This window comes from Flavobacterium akiainvivens (assembly GCF_001278115.1).
In the GTDB taxonomy this organism is placed as follows: domain Bacteria; phylum Bacteroidota; class Bacteroidia; order Flavobacteriales; family Flavobacteriaceae; genus Flavobacterium; species Flavobacterium akiainvivens.
The window spans coordinates 981216-996070 of record NZ_LIYD01000005.1 but is presented as its reverse complement, the minus strand read 5'-3'; the positions used below and the strand labels follow the sequence as shown (position 1 = coordinate 996070).

Sequence of the window (14855 nt, the reverse complement as noted above, 5' to 3'; positions counted from 1 at the left end):
TTAAAACAACAAAAAAACAATTAGAAGAAAAAATGGCAACAGTTAAATTAGGGATTAACGGTTTTGGCCGCATTGGCCGTATCGTTTTCCGCGAAACTTTCAACAGGGACAATGTTGAAGTAGTGGCAATTAACGACCTGCTTGATGTAGATCACTTAGCTTACCTGCTTAAATATGATTCAGTTCACGGCCGCTTTCAGGGCGAGGTTGAAGTAAAAGACAACCAGCTTTATGTAAACGGTAAACACATAAGGGTAACTGCCGAAAAAGACCCAAAAAACCTTAAGTGGGATGAAGTAGGTGTAGATGTGGTAGCAGAATCTACCGGTATCTTCACTACTATAGAAGCTGCCCAGCAGCACATTACAGGTGGTGCCAAGAAAGTTATTATTTCTGCTCCGTCGGCTGATGCCCCTATGTTTGTAATGGGTGTTAACCACGAAACAGTTAAGCCGGAAGATACTGTAGTATCTAACGCTTCTTGTACTACAAACTGCCTTGCTCCGCTTGCAAAAGTTATTAACGATAACTTTGGTATAGTAGAAGGCCTTATGACAACCGTTCACGCTACAACGTCAACCCAAATGACTGCTGACGGCCCTTCAAGGAAAGACTGGAGAGGCGGACGCGCTGCAAGCGTAAACATCATTCCTTCATCTACAGGTGCTGCTAAAGCGGTAGGTAAAGTAATCCCTGCACTAAACGGTAAGCTAACAGGTATGTCATTCCGTGTTCCTACGGTAGATGTTTCTGTGGTAGACCTTACTGTAAAAGTGGCTAAAGAAACTTCTTACGAAGAAATCATGGCAGTGCTTAAAGCAGCTTCAGAAAACGAGCTTAAAGGCATCCTTGGCTTTACAGAAGATGATGTAGTTTCTCAGGATTTCGTATCAGACAAACGTACAAGTATTATAGATGCTAAAGCCGGTATTGGCCTTAACTCTACATTCTTTAAGCTTGTATCTTGGTATGACAATGAGTATGGCTACTCAAGCAAGCTAATTGACCTTGCTGCACACATTGCATCAATATAATTAAAACCTTTGTCCCGCCTTTTATCTCAGATAAATGGCGGGACTTTGTTTTTATCAGCCCAAATTTAACCCAAATTTAAATCCTCAAACCCAAACTTAACCCAAACTTTAATTCTGTTATGAAGTTATTAGTTGATAGTGGCGCTACCAAGGCAGACTGGATTGCGCTTGATGACGACGGCAACAGGCTTTTTACAACCCAAACACTTGGCCTTAGCCCCGAAGTTATCAATAAAGAAGAAGCGCTTGAAAGGCTTGAAGCGCGTTTTGATATCTACAACAACCGCAAAGATGTTACTAACCTGTTTTTTTATGGTGCCGGTTGTGGTACAGACAGGATGAAGAACTATATGTCGGGCGTGTTTAAAGAGTTTTTCCCAAATGCAGAGGTAAGCGTTAAAGAAGATACCTATGCAGCAGCTTATGCCACAAACCCAAAGAATGAAAAGGCTATAATCTGTATTTTAGGAACAGGCTCTAACTGCAGCTATTTTGATGGCGAGCAGCTTATACAAAAAGTACAGTCTTTAGGTTATATAGCTATGGACGATTGCAGTGGCAACCGTTTTGGCCGCGACCTGGTAAGGGCTTACTACTTTAACAAGATGCCTAAGCACCTTTCAGAAAAATTTGCTGAAGAGTATAACCTTGACCCGGATGTAATTAAACACAACCTGTATAAGGAGCCAAACCCTAATGCCTACCTGGCTACGTTTGCAAAATTCCTTATTCAGAACAAGCAAGATGCTTTCATCAAAAAAATCATTGTTGATGCCATGCAGGTATTTGTAGACAACTACATCCTTCAGTTTGATGATGCACGCCAAGTGCCGGTTCACTTTGTAGGTTCAATAGCATTCTATCTTAAGGCAGAGCTTGCAGAAGTGCTAAGCGCTAACGGCCTTAAACTTGGTAATGTGCTCAGGAGGCCTATTGACGGTCTTATTGAGTATCATGAGCTTAACTAATCTTTGTATTAGCAGTAATAAAAAAACGGTTTGCATTGCAAACCGTTTTTTTTATGTCCATTGCCTAAAAGTGTGCCAACTGCAATCTGCCATCTGCTATCTTACAAAACCGCTATCATGCTAATTTCCACATTCACATCTTTAGGCAGGCGTGCCACCTGAACGGTTTCGCGTGCTGAGGCAGTTTCATCGGCAATGTAGCTTCCGTAAACAGCATTGATTTTACCAAAATCATCCATATTGCTAATAAAGATAGTGGTCTTTATTACGTTTTCAAACGTAGCGCCGGCGGCTTCAAGCACAGCTTTAAGGTTTTCCATAACCTGTTTGGTTTCATCTTCAATACCTGTTGTAATCAGTTCGCCGGTAGCGGTAAGGGGTATCTGGCCAGATGTATAAAGTGTATTGCCCGTAAGTACTGCCTGGCTGTATGGGCCAATAGGGGCAGGGGCTTTGTCTGTAAAAATAATTTTTTTCATTGTGTATATTGTAATGTTTTGTAATTAGTTACCCAAAGTCCTGTCCGGCACCTGGCGCTTGTCATACTTAATATCGCTAAGTACAGAAGACTTAATGCCTATAAAGAAGCCCCAATAAGTATTATCGCCAAACGGAACCCAGTTAAAGTCCATGCGCCAGCTAAGCAGGTCGCGCTCAAAACGCAGTTGGGTAAACGTAACGCCTTTTTGCACAAAATCATAACCTGATGAAAAGCCCATTTTCCACCTTGGGGTAATATCCACATTACCCGAAAGCATTATAGAGCTGCTGCTAATCTTGTTTTCGCGTTTGGCATTGCTGTACGTTAACGAGTAGGCCAGTCGCAAATCCCAGGGCAGTTCGGCATTATAAAAACCGCCTTTGCCTTTTTTGGGTTTTTCGTTGGTATCGTCTTCATCAAACATACTGTTGCGGCTGTCGCCCAGGTCGGTCGCCGTGCCAAAAAGGTCGTCAGTACGGCCACCGTTTCGTGCCGTCTGGCTATCTTCGTTTTTGCCCTGCCCGCTCTTGCCGTCTTCGCTGGTAATAGAGTAGTTAAGGGTTACGTTAGCGCTGGTCATCCTGAAAAGGCTGCCGCCGTTATTAATGTTGTAGGTGTCAATCCTTCGGCCTGCATTGTCTATGGCATACGGGTCTAACGTAGTACCAAAGTTCAGGTTCAGCTTGTCTTTAAAAAACGTGGTACCACCTGTTATGCGCACCGGAGACCACGCCAGCGAATCGGCTGCCATGTTGTAGCTGGTGCTAAGGTTAAGGTTGTTAAGCAGCATTACTTTTTTAGGCTCGGCATCAGCGCTGTCTTCATCATCATTGCGCACTTTGGCTTCAAAAGTGTTGTTTAGCGCAAGGCCTATGTTGTTGCTGTAACTTTGGCCGGGGGCACCAAAAAGCCCTCCGTTAAAACGGGTATATTCGCCATAGTTACCGGCAGCATCAAGCTGGTAGGTATCCCAATATTGGTCAAAAGATGGGGTGTAAGTGTAAGAAACAGCCGGACGCATTACGTGGCGTATGGCCTGAATTTTTTTGTCTTCGCCAAAGTTAAACGTACCGTAGATGGTGGTACCAATGCTTGAAGAAAAGTTATAGGTGCGGAATGCATCAAAGCCTTTATCAGTACTTATAAGCACTGTATCGCGGGCAGCATTATAAGTGCGCCTTTCGGTATCAAAAACCCAGGTTTCCTGGTAGCTTGTACTGGCCGAAACGCTAAAGAATTTAAATACTTTAAAGTTTGTGCTAAGTGGTATGCTGTGTTGTACACCTGCACGTGCATCGCGAAACATCTGGGGTTTAAAAAACAGTGAATCATAGGTTTGAATCCTGTTTTCGCCTCGCAGGTTGTATTGCAGGTTAATATTTTTTATAATACCCTTTTTAGGCTCGTCATCGCTTGCAAAGGGGTAAATACGGTCTACACTGGCCTGTAGGGTAGGCAGCGTCATGTTTATACTTTGTGTGTTGGTATTTTGGCTGTGTGTGGCAGTTAAAGACATATTTACCTGCGGCACCGTTTGGAATGTTTTTGAGTAGGAAACCGACGATTGCAGGGTGTTGTTAAGGCCTGCACCCACGTTAGCCATATTAAGCGACTGGCGGTAGTACTGGCTCGACCCCATGTTTACACTGGCCGAAAACCTTGAGTTAGGGTTGTTCTTGCTATCCTGGCTGTGGCTCCACTGTATCATGTAGTTACGCGCCCTTTGATAGTCGGGTAGGCCGCGCTCGCTTTGTATAATGTTTTCAAACCTCAGGTTAACGTTACCGCTAAATTTGTAGCGCACGGCATAGCTGCTTTGCGCCCTCAGGCCGTAACTTCCGTTTGTGTAATAGTCTCCCGTAAGGGCAAGGTCATAATAATCGCCCAGGGCAAAATACCACCCGCCGTTTTGCAGGTAAAAGCCCTGGCTGTTGCTGTCGCCATAGGTAGGGAATATAAGCCCCGATGCCGCCTCCTGGCTCATAGGGAAAAATGCCCAGGGTATGGCTACAGGTGTAGGTACATCGGCCACCACAAGGTTGGTAAAGCCTACTACAACCTTTTTGCCGGGCACCAGCTTAATTTTACGTGCCTTAAAATAATATTCGGGGTTGTCTATATTTTTTGAGGTGGTAAACTTGGCATTTTTTAAAAAGTAAACTGAGTCGTTTTCTTTCTTGGTCATTTCGGCAATAACCCTGAATTCGCCCTGGTCGCTGCGGGAGTTCCAAACCCTTGCTTTTTTGGTTACTGTATTAAAGTGTATGGAGTCAGCTTCAACAATGTTATTTCCCTGTTTAAAATAAGGGTACTGGCTGTAGTTGCCTAATGAATCTTTTATCCTTCCTGCAAAAACCTCGTTTTTGCTGTAGTCCATTATAATAATACCGGCCTTTAGCTCTATGTCTTTGTAATAAATTTCGGCCTCATTATACAAAGTAGCCGTTTTTTTACGTTGGTCAAGTTTACGGTAGTCCTTGGCCTTCATTTTAACTACGGCATCAAGTCCCGAAGATTTTTTGGGCTTTAGTGAGTCAGTTTTTACGCGGGTAAGCGAATCGGTTTCGGCAAGGGTTAATGAGTCGGTACTTTCCGGTAATTCAACAGGGGTAAGGGTAACGCGTGTGCTGTCAGGTTGTTGCGGCTTGGGTACGGCAACACCTTTAGCAGGCACTTCCTGTGCCCAGGCCCCTGAACATGGAATTGTTAGGAAAATTGATAATAAAACGATATGAAATAACTTTGCAGGCAATGGTTTTAGTACTATTTTTGTAACAATTAGGCCTATTTTTTGGAGTGTCAAACTTACAATATTTTTGTCAATCACAAGTAATAATAGCAATTATAACACCCAGCTTGATATCATGAAAGGAATTAACGATTTAAAACTTGCTTTTTTATCATTTATTATATGCACCGGCGCTATTTTAGCACAGGGCAACAATAATGCCAAATTTAGGGTAGTATTAGATGCCGGCCACGGCGGAAAAGACTATGGTGCAAACTACCACGGCTATATTGAAAAAAACATAGCGCTAAACACCGTGCTTAAAATAGGCAAGCTTCTTGAAAAAGAAGACGTGCAGGTTATCTATACCCGCAAGACCGATGTTTTTGTAGAGCTTGACGAAAGGGCCAAGGTTGCTAACAGGGCCGATGCCAATTTGTTTGTATCGATACACTGTAATGCCGAAACCAAGAAAACGGCTTTTGGTGCCGAAACCTTTTTTATAGGTACCAGTAAAAACGCCAGCAACCTTGAAGTGGCTAAAAAGGAGAATGCCGTTATTAACCTTGAGGCTAACTCTAAGGAAAAATACGGTGGGTATGACCCTAATAACCCTGAATCTTTTATAGGTATAAGCCTGGGGCAGGAGCAAAACATTAAACAGGCTATAGACCTTGCCCGTAAAGTGCAGGATAACTTTAAAGATGATAACAAGCGCAAAGACCGTGGTGTTAAGCCTGCGCCGTTCCTGGTGCTGCACAAAACCGCTATGCCCAGCATACTGGTTGAGCTTGGTTTCCTTTCGTATAAAGAAGAAGGGGAGTGGCTAAATTCAGACGGCGGCCAGAACGACCTTGCCGAATCTATAGCAAAAGCTATTGTGGCTTATAAAAAAGAATTTTTTACGGCCGGTACCGAAGAGTATAAGCCCGCACCGGAAAATGCACCTGATAAAGATGATAAGCCGGTAGCCAACACGCCTGCTAAAACAAATACTGCCACAACAGCTGCAGCTGCGCAAAAAGGGGTTATATATAAGGTGCAGATTTCTGCCAGCGGAAAATCGTTAGACCTTACACCGTCTAACTTTAAAGGCCTTGACCAGCTTAGTAAAGACGACAGCACCAGCACAATTAAATATTTTTACGGTAATACATCTGACCTTGAAAAAGCCCGCGAACTTTTGGAAGTAGCAAAGGCTAAGGGTTTTCCATCGGCATTTATAGTCCCGTTTAGGGATGGTAAGAAAATAACAATGCAGGAAGCGCTTAAGAAGAAGTAATGTTTACGAAAATATTCACATTTCGGTAAATTTATTTGTCCTACATTTGTTAAAAATTAACCTGTTTTGAAAGTAACAAGAGAAGCAAAGACAGCTATACTGGTAATTGGAGCCATTTTAATGTTTATATGGGGGTATAGCTTTTTAAAGGGTAGGGACCTTTTTAACTCCTACAAAACCTATTATGTAGTATATAATAATGTAGAAGGCCTCTCGCCATCTGCACCCGTTACCCTAAACGGCCTTGTGGTGGGTAAGGTAAATTCAATAGCCTTTCGCGATACCGTGCAGGGCACACTGGTAATTGAGCTACAGGTAAAAACCGATTTCCCAATATCTAAAACCAGCGCAGCCATACTATATGAGCCGGGCCTTGGTATATCGGGCAAACAGATTGCCATTGCGCCAGACCTTAAAAACCACACGCAGGCCGAAAACGGAGACTACCTTAAGAGCAGGCTTGAGCCGGGCATGCTGGCTGTTGTGAGTGATAAGCTTGCGCCGCTGCAAACTAAAATAGAAGCTACTGTAGTAAGCGCCGATAGCCTTTTGCACAACATTAATAATGTTATAGACAGGCAAACCCAGGAAAACCTTCGCACTGCCATTTATGAAATGAGCCTTACCATGAAGGAGTTTAACAAGGCAGCTAAAACCCTTAATGGCACCATATCGGGCAATAAGGCTAATATTGATGCTACTATGGCTAACCTTAACCGTACCAGCGGAAACTTTGCTGCAATATCTGATTCTATCAACCAGGCTAACCTGGGCGCTACCATGAAAAAGCTTGATGCATCGCTTGCTAATGTAGATAAGATAATGAACGATGTACAGTCGGGCAAAGGTACACTTGGTAAATTCCTTAAGGATGAGGCTATGTATGATAATCTTAGGGATGCTTCTGAGGAATTGAAAGAATTAATGGCTGATTTTAAGAATAATCCAAAAAGATACGTGCATTTTTCAGTATTCGGCAAAAAGAATACGCCATACACCGAGGAGAAGAAGAAAAAATAGGTATATTTACGCCCACCTATTATTTTTATGAGCTATATCGATAATATCCTTTTTGTAGTACTGCTTGCATTGGGTTTTGGCTATTTTGCCCTCAATGTAAAAAAACTTGTGCGCAACATAAGGCTGGGCCGCAAGATAAACCGATTTGACAACCCTAACGCCCGCTGGAAAAACATGGCGCTCATTGCCCTTGGGCAAAGCAAAATGGTGCGCCGCCCTGTGGCAGGTATACTCCATATTATAGTATATGTAGGGTTTGTACTTATAAACCTTGAGCTGCTTGAAATTATTATAGACGGCATCTTTGGCACACACCGCCTGTTTTCTTTTATGGGCGGGTTTTACAATTTCTTAATCGCTTCGTTCGAATTGCTTGCCCTTGGTGTAATTGTTTCGGTAACCGCATTCTGGATACGCCGAAACATTATAAAGCTGTGGCGCTTTGCCCATGGCGACCTGAAAGGCTGGCCTAAAAGCGATGCAAACATTATCCTGTATTTTGAAACCGTATTAATGCTGCTGTTCCTTACCATGAACGCGGCAGATGGTTACCTGCAATCTATACATGCACACCATTACGCACACGCAGGTTCATTCCCGGTTTCAGGATTTATTTCTCCGCTGTTTAACGGCATGAGCGAGGGTACAGCCATTATAATAGAGCGCACGGCATGGTGGCTGCACATTGCAGGCATCCTGGCGTTTATGAACTACCTGTACTTTTCTAAACACCTGCACATTCTGCTGGCTTTCCCCAATACTTATTTTGCAAGGCTTGATGCCAAAGGCAAATTTGAAAATAACCCTACCGTTACTGCTGAAGTCAAATTAATGATGGACCCCAATGCCGACCCATTTGCTGCTGCACCACCGGCTGCCGAAGGTGAGGCCCCGGCTAAATTTGGCGCCAGCGATGTTCAGGACCTTAACTGGGTGCAGCTGCTTAACGCTTACACGTGTACTGAGTGTGGCCGCTGTACATCATCATGCCCGGCTAACCAAACCGGCAAAAAGCTTTCTCCAAGGCTTATCATGATGAAAACCCGCGACAGGCTTGAAGAGGTGGGCCGTAATATAGATGCCAATAAAGGCACATTTGTTGATGATGGCAAAATGCTGCTTAACGATTACATTACGCCGGAAGAGCTGTGGGCCTGTACCACCTGCAACGGCTGTGTAGAGGCCTGTCCTGTAAACATAGACCCGCTGTCTATTATTATGGATATGAGGCAGTACCTGGTTATGGAGCAAAGTGCCGCGCCTACAGAGCTTAACAGCATGATGGCAAATATTGAAAACAATGGGGCACCGTGGCAGTACAGCCAGATGGACCGCGCAAACTGGAAAGACGAGTTATAGGTTGATAAATTTCCCCAATTATGAAGAACGAAGACATTGAAAAGAACCTGCAGGCAATTACTGAAAATGGCGAGCACGTGAGCCCCATTTTGCCTCCCGGCATTAAGAATTACCTGATTGACATTGACGGTACAATTTGCGACGACATTCCTAATGAGGAGCCAGAACGCATGGTTACCGCTGAAGTTTACCCGGACGCGCTTGAAACGCTTAACCGCTGGTATGACGAAGGGCATATTATCTTCTTCTTTACCAGCCGCACAGAGGCTCACCGCGAGGTTACCGAGGCATGGCTGAAACAGCATGGCTTTAAATACCACGGCATGCTTATGGGCAAGCCGCGTGGGGGTAACTACCACTGGATAGACAACCACCTGGTAAAAGCCACACGCTACAGGGGTAAGTTTACCGATTTGATTGAAAAAGCCGTTACCATACAGGTGTTTGACGACGGCAAGCACGAAGAAGACTAAAACCAAACTATGAGTCAGGAAAGTATAAATGTTCCTACTATGGCCGATATGATGGCTACAGGGCAGCAACCGGAAGTATTATTTTGGGTGGGCTGCTCAGGTAGTTTTGACGACAGGGCCAAAAAAATAACAAAGGCGTTTGTTAAGCTGCTTAACAGCGCAGGCGTTTCATTTGCCATACTGGGCAGCGAAGAAAGCTGTACCGGCGACCCGGCCAAGCGTTCCGGTAACGAATTTTTGTTCCAGATGCAGGCTATGGCAAATATTGAAGTGCTTAATGCATACGAAGTAAAAAAGATAGTTACGGCCTGTCCGCACTGCTTTAATACTTTAAAAAATGAATACCCGGGGCTGGGCGGAACTTATGATGTGGTACACCACACACAATTCCTTAAGTCGTTGCTTGATGATGGCAGGCTTACTATTGAGGGAGGACAGTTTAAGGGCAAGAAAATTACGTTTCATGACCCATGTTACCTGGGCCGTGCCAACAATATTTATGAGGCTCCGCGTGAGCTTATGGACAAGCTGGATGCTGAGTTACTGGAAATGAAACGCAGCAAACGCAACGGCCTGTGCTGCGGTGCCGGTGGTGCCCAGATGTTTAAGGAACCCGAAAAAGGCAATAAAGACGTAAATGTGGAAAGGACAGAAGATGCCCTGGAGACACAGCCCGAAATTATTGCAGCGGGGTGTCCGTTTTGTAACACCATGCTTACAGATGGCGTTAAGGCCAAAAACCGCGAGCATGATATTAAAGTTATGGATGTGGCAGAATTAATTGCCACTGCAAAGGATTTATAAGATATTAAACCAATGAATAAATTACTCCTCGTATTTTCTTTTGTTTTATTTTTCAATAGTGCCCGCAGTCAGGATATTTTAGATGTTATAACAAAAGATGTTTGTTCTTGTGCCGAAAGTAAAAAAGAAGTGCTTCAGCAGGCCAATTCGCAAAAATTGAAAATGGAAATCGGAATATGTATTATTTCGAGTATTTCAAATCATAAAGAAGAAGTGGATGCTAAATATGGAGATGTTCTCAAGGCTGATGGAGGTATGGAGAAGTTAGGTGGCGAAGTAGGGTTAAAGATGGTAGGGGTTTGTCCGGATGTATTGATGGCATTGGCCGAATCAGGCCAGCTTGACGAATATTTGGAACCGGTTGAAGAAGAGTATTTTACTGTTGAAGGCCGTATCGTAGAAATAAAAACGGAACAATTTCTTACTGTAATGGTAAAAGATATTTCCGGTAGAAACCATACATTGCTTGTACTGACATTTTTTGAAGGCTCTGACATTCTGATTGAAGGTAAATTAAAGAAAAATGATAAAGTTTCCATCGAATATTGGGAGCAGGAATTTTATGACGTAAAAGCCAAAGATTTCAGGTATTACAAAGTAATCCAAGGCATAAAACAAATATAAGTATGTACGTTCCGTTTGAAGAACTTCCGGATGAAAGCCGGATATGGATATACCAGAGCGACCGCAAATTTAGCGATGAGGAAGTTGCCGAGTTAGAAACCGCCCTGAAAACATTTGTAGAACAGTGGGCTGCCCACGGCACAGGCCTTGAGGCATCATACACCCTGCGATACAGCCGTTTTATTATACTGGCTGTTAACCAGGAAGGCCAGCATGCCACAGGCTGTTCTATAGATGCATCAGTGCACTTTATACAGCAGCTGGAGCAAAAATATGGCGTAAACCTGCTTGATAAAATGAATGTAACCTTCCGCCAGGGAGAGTTTATTACACACAAGCAGCTTATCGATTTTAAAAAGATGGCCAAAGATAAATCAGTCTCGGCTAATACTATTGTATTCAACAACCTCGTTAATACAGTAGGCGAGTTTAATGACTATTGGGAAGTTCCCGCCGCCGAAAGCTGGCACAGCCGCTTTTTTTAAGAACGATATTACAACATAATAATAACTGTAAAAATCATCATTATCAACAAAGTAGTGATGATTTTTGTTATTTAAAACGGTGCCGTAAATTTATAAAGACAACTAAAATTAGTAGCTTTGGCATTTGTTTTGGAGCACATAAGAAAAGAAAAGGTTAATGAGGTTTTACATAGTTACTTTACTGCTTGCCCTACAGGCAATGGCCCAGTCGCCAAAGGTTTTTAATGATTATAAGTCGCCCGCCGAGAAGAGCTGGACAGATAGCGTATACAATTCCCTTAGCTTTGACGAGAGGGTAGGGCAGCTGTTTATGGTAGCGGCTTATTCTAATAAAGACTCGGCACACGTTAGGGGTGTAGACAAGCTGGTAAGCGAGTATAAAGTGGGTGGCCTTATTTTTTTTCAGGGTGGGCCGGTAAGACAGGCTAAGCTTACCAACCGTTTTCAAAAGAAAGCCAAAACACCATTGTTTATTGGCATAGATGCCGAATGGGGCCTTAGTATGAGGCTTGATTCTACTTACCGCTATCCGTGGAATATGACACTTGGTGCCGTTCAGGATTTGCAGCTTATCAAGAAAATGGGCTATCAAATGGGCCAGCAAAACAAGCGCATGGGCATACACTTTAACTTTGCTCCGGTAGCCGATATTAATACAAATCCCAACAACCCCATTATAGGTAACCGCTCGTTTGGCGAAGACAAATTTAAAGTAACAGACAGGTCGGTAGCCATGATGCAGGGCATACAGGAGGGCGGTATTTATGCAACCGGCAAGCACTTTCCGGGGCACGGCGATACGGCAACCGATTCGCACCTTGGGCTACCCTCATTACCTTATGACAAGCAGCGCTTGTATGATGTAGAGATGTACCCCTACAAAAAGCTGTTTGATGCCGGTATGGCCAGTATTATGGTAGCACACCTTAGTGTGCCTGCTATAGAGCCTACACCGGGTGTACCTACATCACTATCATACAATACCATTACTAATATTGCACAGGGCGAAATGGGCTTTAAAGGCCTTATTTTTACTGATGCACTAAACATGAAAGGTGCCGCAAACTACCTGCAACCGGGCGAAATAGACCTTGAGGCATTCCTTGCCGGTAACGATGTGCTGCTGTTTGCCGAGAACGTTCCGGTGGCGATTGAAAAATTCCGCCAGGCGTATGCTGATAGTGTACTTACCGATGCACGCCTTGAATTTTCTGTAAAGAAAATATTGGCTTATAAATACCGTGCAGGGCTTAACAAATACAAGCCGGTTGACCTTAAAAACCTGTATGCCGACCTTAATGCCGCCGAGTATGACGACCTCAATTACCAGTTGTATGAGGGTGCTGTTACCGTACTTAAAAATGACCAGGAGCTTGTGCCGGTTATGGAACTTGAAGAAGAAAAAGTGGCATTTATTAAAATGGGTGATGACGATGGTACCGGCTATCTTGAAATGCTTCAAAAATATGCCGATGTTACCGAAATTAAGGAAGATACACTTGCCAAAGCACAGGAAAAGCTTAAAGAGTATACCACAGTAGTTATTGGCTACCACAAGGCAGATGGAGCATGGAAAAAACATGATTTTTCGGCAAAAGAGCTGGAGTGGATTAACACCATTGCCAAAGATAAAAAAGTGGTGCTTACTGTTTTTGCAAAGCCTTATACGCTTGCTGCGATTAAGGATTTCAGTAATATAGAAACGGTTATTTTAGGCTATCAAAATAATACCATAGCGCAAACTGTGGCTGCTGAAATTGTTTTTGGCGCAGTTAGTTCTAAAGGTAAGCTGCCGGTATCTATAGGTTCAGCATTTAAGGTTAACGATGGTTTACATACAAAACAAACCGACAGGCTTGGGTTTACAACACCGGGTAACGTAGGTATGAGCCCTGCTGTCCTTACCAATATAGATATGATTGCCCAGCGTGCCATAAGCGAGAAAATGACTCCGGGCTTACAGGTTTTGGTAGCCCGCCACGGTAAGGTTATTTACCAGAAATCGTTTGGCTACCACACTTATGAAAATGATACTAAGGTAAAAAACACCGATATTTATGATGTGGCTTCGCTTACCAAAATGCTGGCTACATTGCCCAACCTTATGCAACAGTATGACAAGGGTGAACTAAGGCTTGACGAAAAACTGGGCAAGCTGCTGCCTGTTTTTGATAATACTGACAAGGAGAAGATTACAGTTAAAGATATGCTGCTGCACCAGGCACGTTTTCAACCGTGGATGCCATTTTACCAGCAAACACTTGATGCCCAAAAGCACCCTGATTCGCTTTACTACCGCACAACGTATAGTATAGAGTTTCCGCACCAGGTGGCAAATAACCTGTTCCTGCGCGAAGATTACCCAACCGTTATGATTCAGGAAATAGCCGATAGCAAGCTGCTTCCTAAAAAAGAATATAAATACAGCGATTTCTCTTTTATACTTTTCAAGGAATATCTTGAGGGCAAGACTAAAAAATCGCTTGATGTACTGGCAGACCAGCAGTTTTATAAGCCGCTTGGTGCTTACAGCACTACCTATAACCCGTTGCGCAAGTTTGATATGAGTGTAATACCGCCTACAGAGGTTGATAATTATTTCCGTTACCAAACCATACAGGGCTATGTGCATGATATGGCTGCTGCCATGCAGGATGGTGTTGCCGGCCATGCAGGTTTATTTTCTAACAGCCTTGATGTTGCCAAAATCATGCAGATGTACCTGCAAAAAGGTAGCTATGGTGGTAAGCATTATTTTAGCGCCAAAACGTTTGACACTTTTAATACGTGCTACGAATGTAAGGAAGGCAACCGCCGTGGCCTGGGCTTTGATAAGCCTCAGATACAAAATCCGGGGCCTACCTGTGGGTGTGTAAGCAAAGCCAGTTTTGGCCATACAGGCTTTACCGGTACTATGGCCTGGGCCGACCCTGAAACCGGTATAGTATATGTATTCCTAAGCAACAGGACCTATCCTGAAGCAACAGAAAACAAACTTAGTAAAGGCAACATACGCGAGGACATACAAAAAGTTATAGAAGAAGCGATTATTAAATAGTTAATTGGTTGAGGGTTGAGAGTTGCTGAAACCCGCAACTTTAAAAACAACCTTCAACTCATAACTCCCAACTTAAAAATGCAGTCAAGAGCCGCAACACCACAAGACTATTTAAACAGCCTGCCGGAAGACAGGAAAGAAGCCGTTAACAGGCTACGTGATACAATCATACAAAACCTGCCACCGGGTTTTCAGGAAGGTATGGGGTATGGTATGCTGGGCTGGAGTGTGCCGCACAGTACCTATCCTGCGGGGTATCATTGCGACCCTAAGCAACCGTTGCCATTTATGGGGCTGGCCTCGCAAAAAAACAATATTTCGTTTTACCACATGGGCATATATGCCAACAAAGAGCTGTTAGACTGGTTTGTGGGCGAATATCCCAAATATGTAAAAACAAAGCTTGATATGGGCAAGAGCTGCATCCGTTTTAAAAAACCCGAAAATATTCCGTATGCGCTTATAGGCGAGTTGGTTAGTAAGGTAACGCCTGAGCAATGGATTGAAACCTATGAGGCTGCTTTTAAAAAGAAATAGGG

At 43.6% G+C, this 14855-nt stretch carries 13 protein-coding genes; 11 read left to right on the top strand and 2 right to left on the bottom strand.

Going from position 1 to position 14855, the window contains the following annotated elements; translation table 11 throughout:
• The first annotated feature begins 32 nt into the window (after window positions 1–32).
• Together gap and AM279_RS04520 are read left to right on the top strand one after the other, a co-directional pair.
• Entirely contained in the window at window positions 33–1034 is a 1002-nt protein-coding gene (gene gap / locus AM279_RS04525) for a type I glyceraldehyde-3-phosphate dehydrogenase (protein WP_054406499.1), read from the top strand.
• A gap of 119 nt (window positions 1035–1153) precedes the next feature.
• Window positions 1154–2002: an N-acetylglucosamine kinase gene (locus tag AM279_RS04520; protein ID WP_054406496.1), complete on the top strand. Its 849-nt coding sequence runs from the start codon at window positions 1154–1156 to the stop codon at window positions 2000–2002.
• A gap of 101 nt (window positions 2003–2103) precedes the next feature.
• On the opposite strand, the gene AM279_RS04515 is transcribed toward AM279_RS04520, so the two are convergent.
• Both AM279_RS04515 and AM279_RS04510 read right to left on the bottom strand, forming a co-directional pair.
• Window positions 2104–2481, bottom strand: a complete 378-nt coding sequence (locus AM279_RS04515; protein WP_054406493.1) for a RidA family protein — start codon at window positions 2479–2481, stop codon at window positions 2104–2106.
• Window positions 2482–2505: 24 nt separating this feature from the next.
• Window positions 2506–5286, bottom strand: coding sequence for a putative LPS assembly protein LptD (locus tag AM279_RS04510; protein WP_054406489.1), 2781 nt, complete (start codon window positions 5284–5286; stop codon window positions 2506–2508).
• Window positions 5287–5347: 61 nt separating this feature from the next.
• On the opposite strand from AM279_RS04510, the gene AM279_RS04505 reads away from it, so the two are divergent.
• The 9 genes from AM279_RS04505 to AM279_RS04465 all read left to right on the top strand — a co-directional run bounded on the left by AM279_RS04505 (window position 5348) and on the right by AM279_RS04465 (window position 14853).
• The gene (locus AM279_RS04505) at window positions 5348–6493 is read left to right on the top strand and encodes an N-acetylmuramoyl-L-alanine amidase family protein (protein ID WP_054406486.1); all 1146 of its coding nucleotides are present in this window, start codon (window positions 5348–5350) and stop codon (window positions 6491–6493) included.
• Between the two features lie 66 nt (window positions 6494–6559).
• The gene (locus tag AM279_RS04500; RefSeq protein WP_054406484.1) at window positions 6560–7513 is read left to right on the top strand and encodes an MlaD family protein; all 954 of its coding nucleotides are present in this window, start codon (window positions 6560–6562) and stop codon (window positions 7511–7513) included.
• A gap of 27 nt (window positions 7514–7540) precedes the next feature.
• A complete protein-coding gene (locus AM279_RS04495; RefSeq protein ID WP_054406482.1) occupies window positions 7541–8872 on the top strand; it encodes a (Fe-S)-binding protein in 1332 nt (443 codons plus the stop codon).
• Between the two features lie 20 nt (window positions 8873–8892).
• Window positions 8893–9345: an LNS2 domain-containing protein gene (locus AM279_RS04490; protein ID WP_054406481.1), complete on the top strand. Its 453-nt coding sequence runs from the start codon at window positions 8893–8895 to the stop codon at window positions 9343–9345.
• A gap of 9 nt (window positions 9346–9354) precedes the next feature.
• A complete protein-coding gene (locus AM279_RS04485; RefSeq protein WP_054406477.1) occupies window positions 9355–10149 on the top strand; it encodes a (Fe-S)-binding protein in 795 nt (264 codons plus the stop codon).
• A 12-nt stretch (window positions 10150–10161) separates the two neighbouring features.
• On the top strand, window positions 10162–10773 hold the full coding sequence (locus AM279_RS04480) for a hypothetical protein (protein WP_054406474.1): 612 nt from the start codon (window positions 10162–10164) through the stop codon (window positions 10771–10773).
• Between the two features lie 2 nt (window positions 10774–10775).
• Window positions 10776–11258 (top strand): hypothetical protein, encoded by a 483-nt coding sequence (locus AM279_RS04475; protein WP_054406470.1) that lies wholly within the window; start codon window positions 10776–10778, stop codon window positions 11256–11258.
• Between the two features lie 157 nt (window positions 11259–11415).
• Window positions 11416–14316: a glycoside hydrolase family 3 N-terminal domain-containing protein gene (locus tag AM279_RS04470; RefSeq protein ID WP_054406467.1), complete on the top strand. Its 2901-nt coding sequence runs from the start codon at window positions 11416–11418 to the stop codon at window positions 14314–14316.
• A 78-nt stretch (window positions 14317–14394) separates the two neighbouring features.
• A complete protein-coding gene (locus tag AM279_RS04465; RefSeq protein ID WP_054406464.1) occupies window positions 14395–14853 on the top strand; it encodes a DUF1801 domain-containing protein in 459 nt (152 codons plus the stop codon).
• Window positions 14854–14855 lie beyond the last annotated feature (2 nt).

Bases quoted from the DNA above. Each gene is read 5' to 3' on its own strand.
- AM279_RS04470 (WP_054406467.1), top strand. From the start codon at position 11,416: ATGAGGTTTTACATAGTTACTTTACTGCTTGCCCTACAGGCAATGGCC.
- AM279_RS04480 (WP_054406474.1), top strand. From the start codon at position 10,162: ATGAATAAATTACTCCTCGTATTTTCTTTTGTTTTATTTTTCAATAGT.
- gap (WP_054406499.1), top strand. From the start codon at position 33: ATGGCAACAGTTAAATTAGGGATTAACGGTTTTGGCCGCATTGGCCGT.
- AM279_RS04495 (WP_054406482.1), top strand. From the start codon at position 7,541: ATGAGCTATATCGATAATATCCTTTTTGTAGTACTGCTTGCATTGGGT.
- AM279_RS04475 (WP_054406470.1), top strand. From the start codon at position 10,776: ATGTACGTTCCGTTTGAAGAACTTCCGGATGAAAGCCGGATATGGATA.
- AM279_RS04490 (WP_054406481.1), top strand. From the start codon at position 8,893: ATGAAGAACGAAGACATTGAAAAGAACCTGCAGGCAATTACTGAAAAT.
- AM279_RS04465 (WP_054406464.1), top strand. From the start codon at position 14,395: ATGCAGTCAAGAGCCGCAACACCACAAGACTATTTAAACAGCCTGCCG.
- AM279_RS04505 (WP_054406486.1), top strand. From the start codon at position 5,348: ATGAAAGGAATTAACGATTTAAAACTTGCTTTTTTATCATTTATTATA.
- AM279_RS04485 (WP_054406477.1), top strand. From the start codon at position 9,355: ATGAGTCAGGAAAGTATAAATGTTCCTACTATGGCCGATATGATGGCT.
- AM279_RS04515 (WP_054406493.1), bottom strand. From the start codon at position 2,481: ATGAAAAAAATTATTTTTACAGACAAAGCCCCTGCCCCTATTGGCCCA.
- AM279_RS04520 (WP_054406496.1), top strand. From the start codon at position 1,154: ATGAAGTTATTAGTTGATAGTGGCGCTACCAAGGCAGACTGGATTGCG.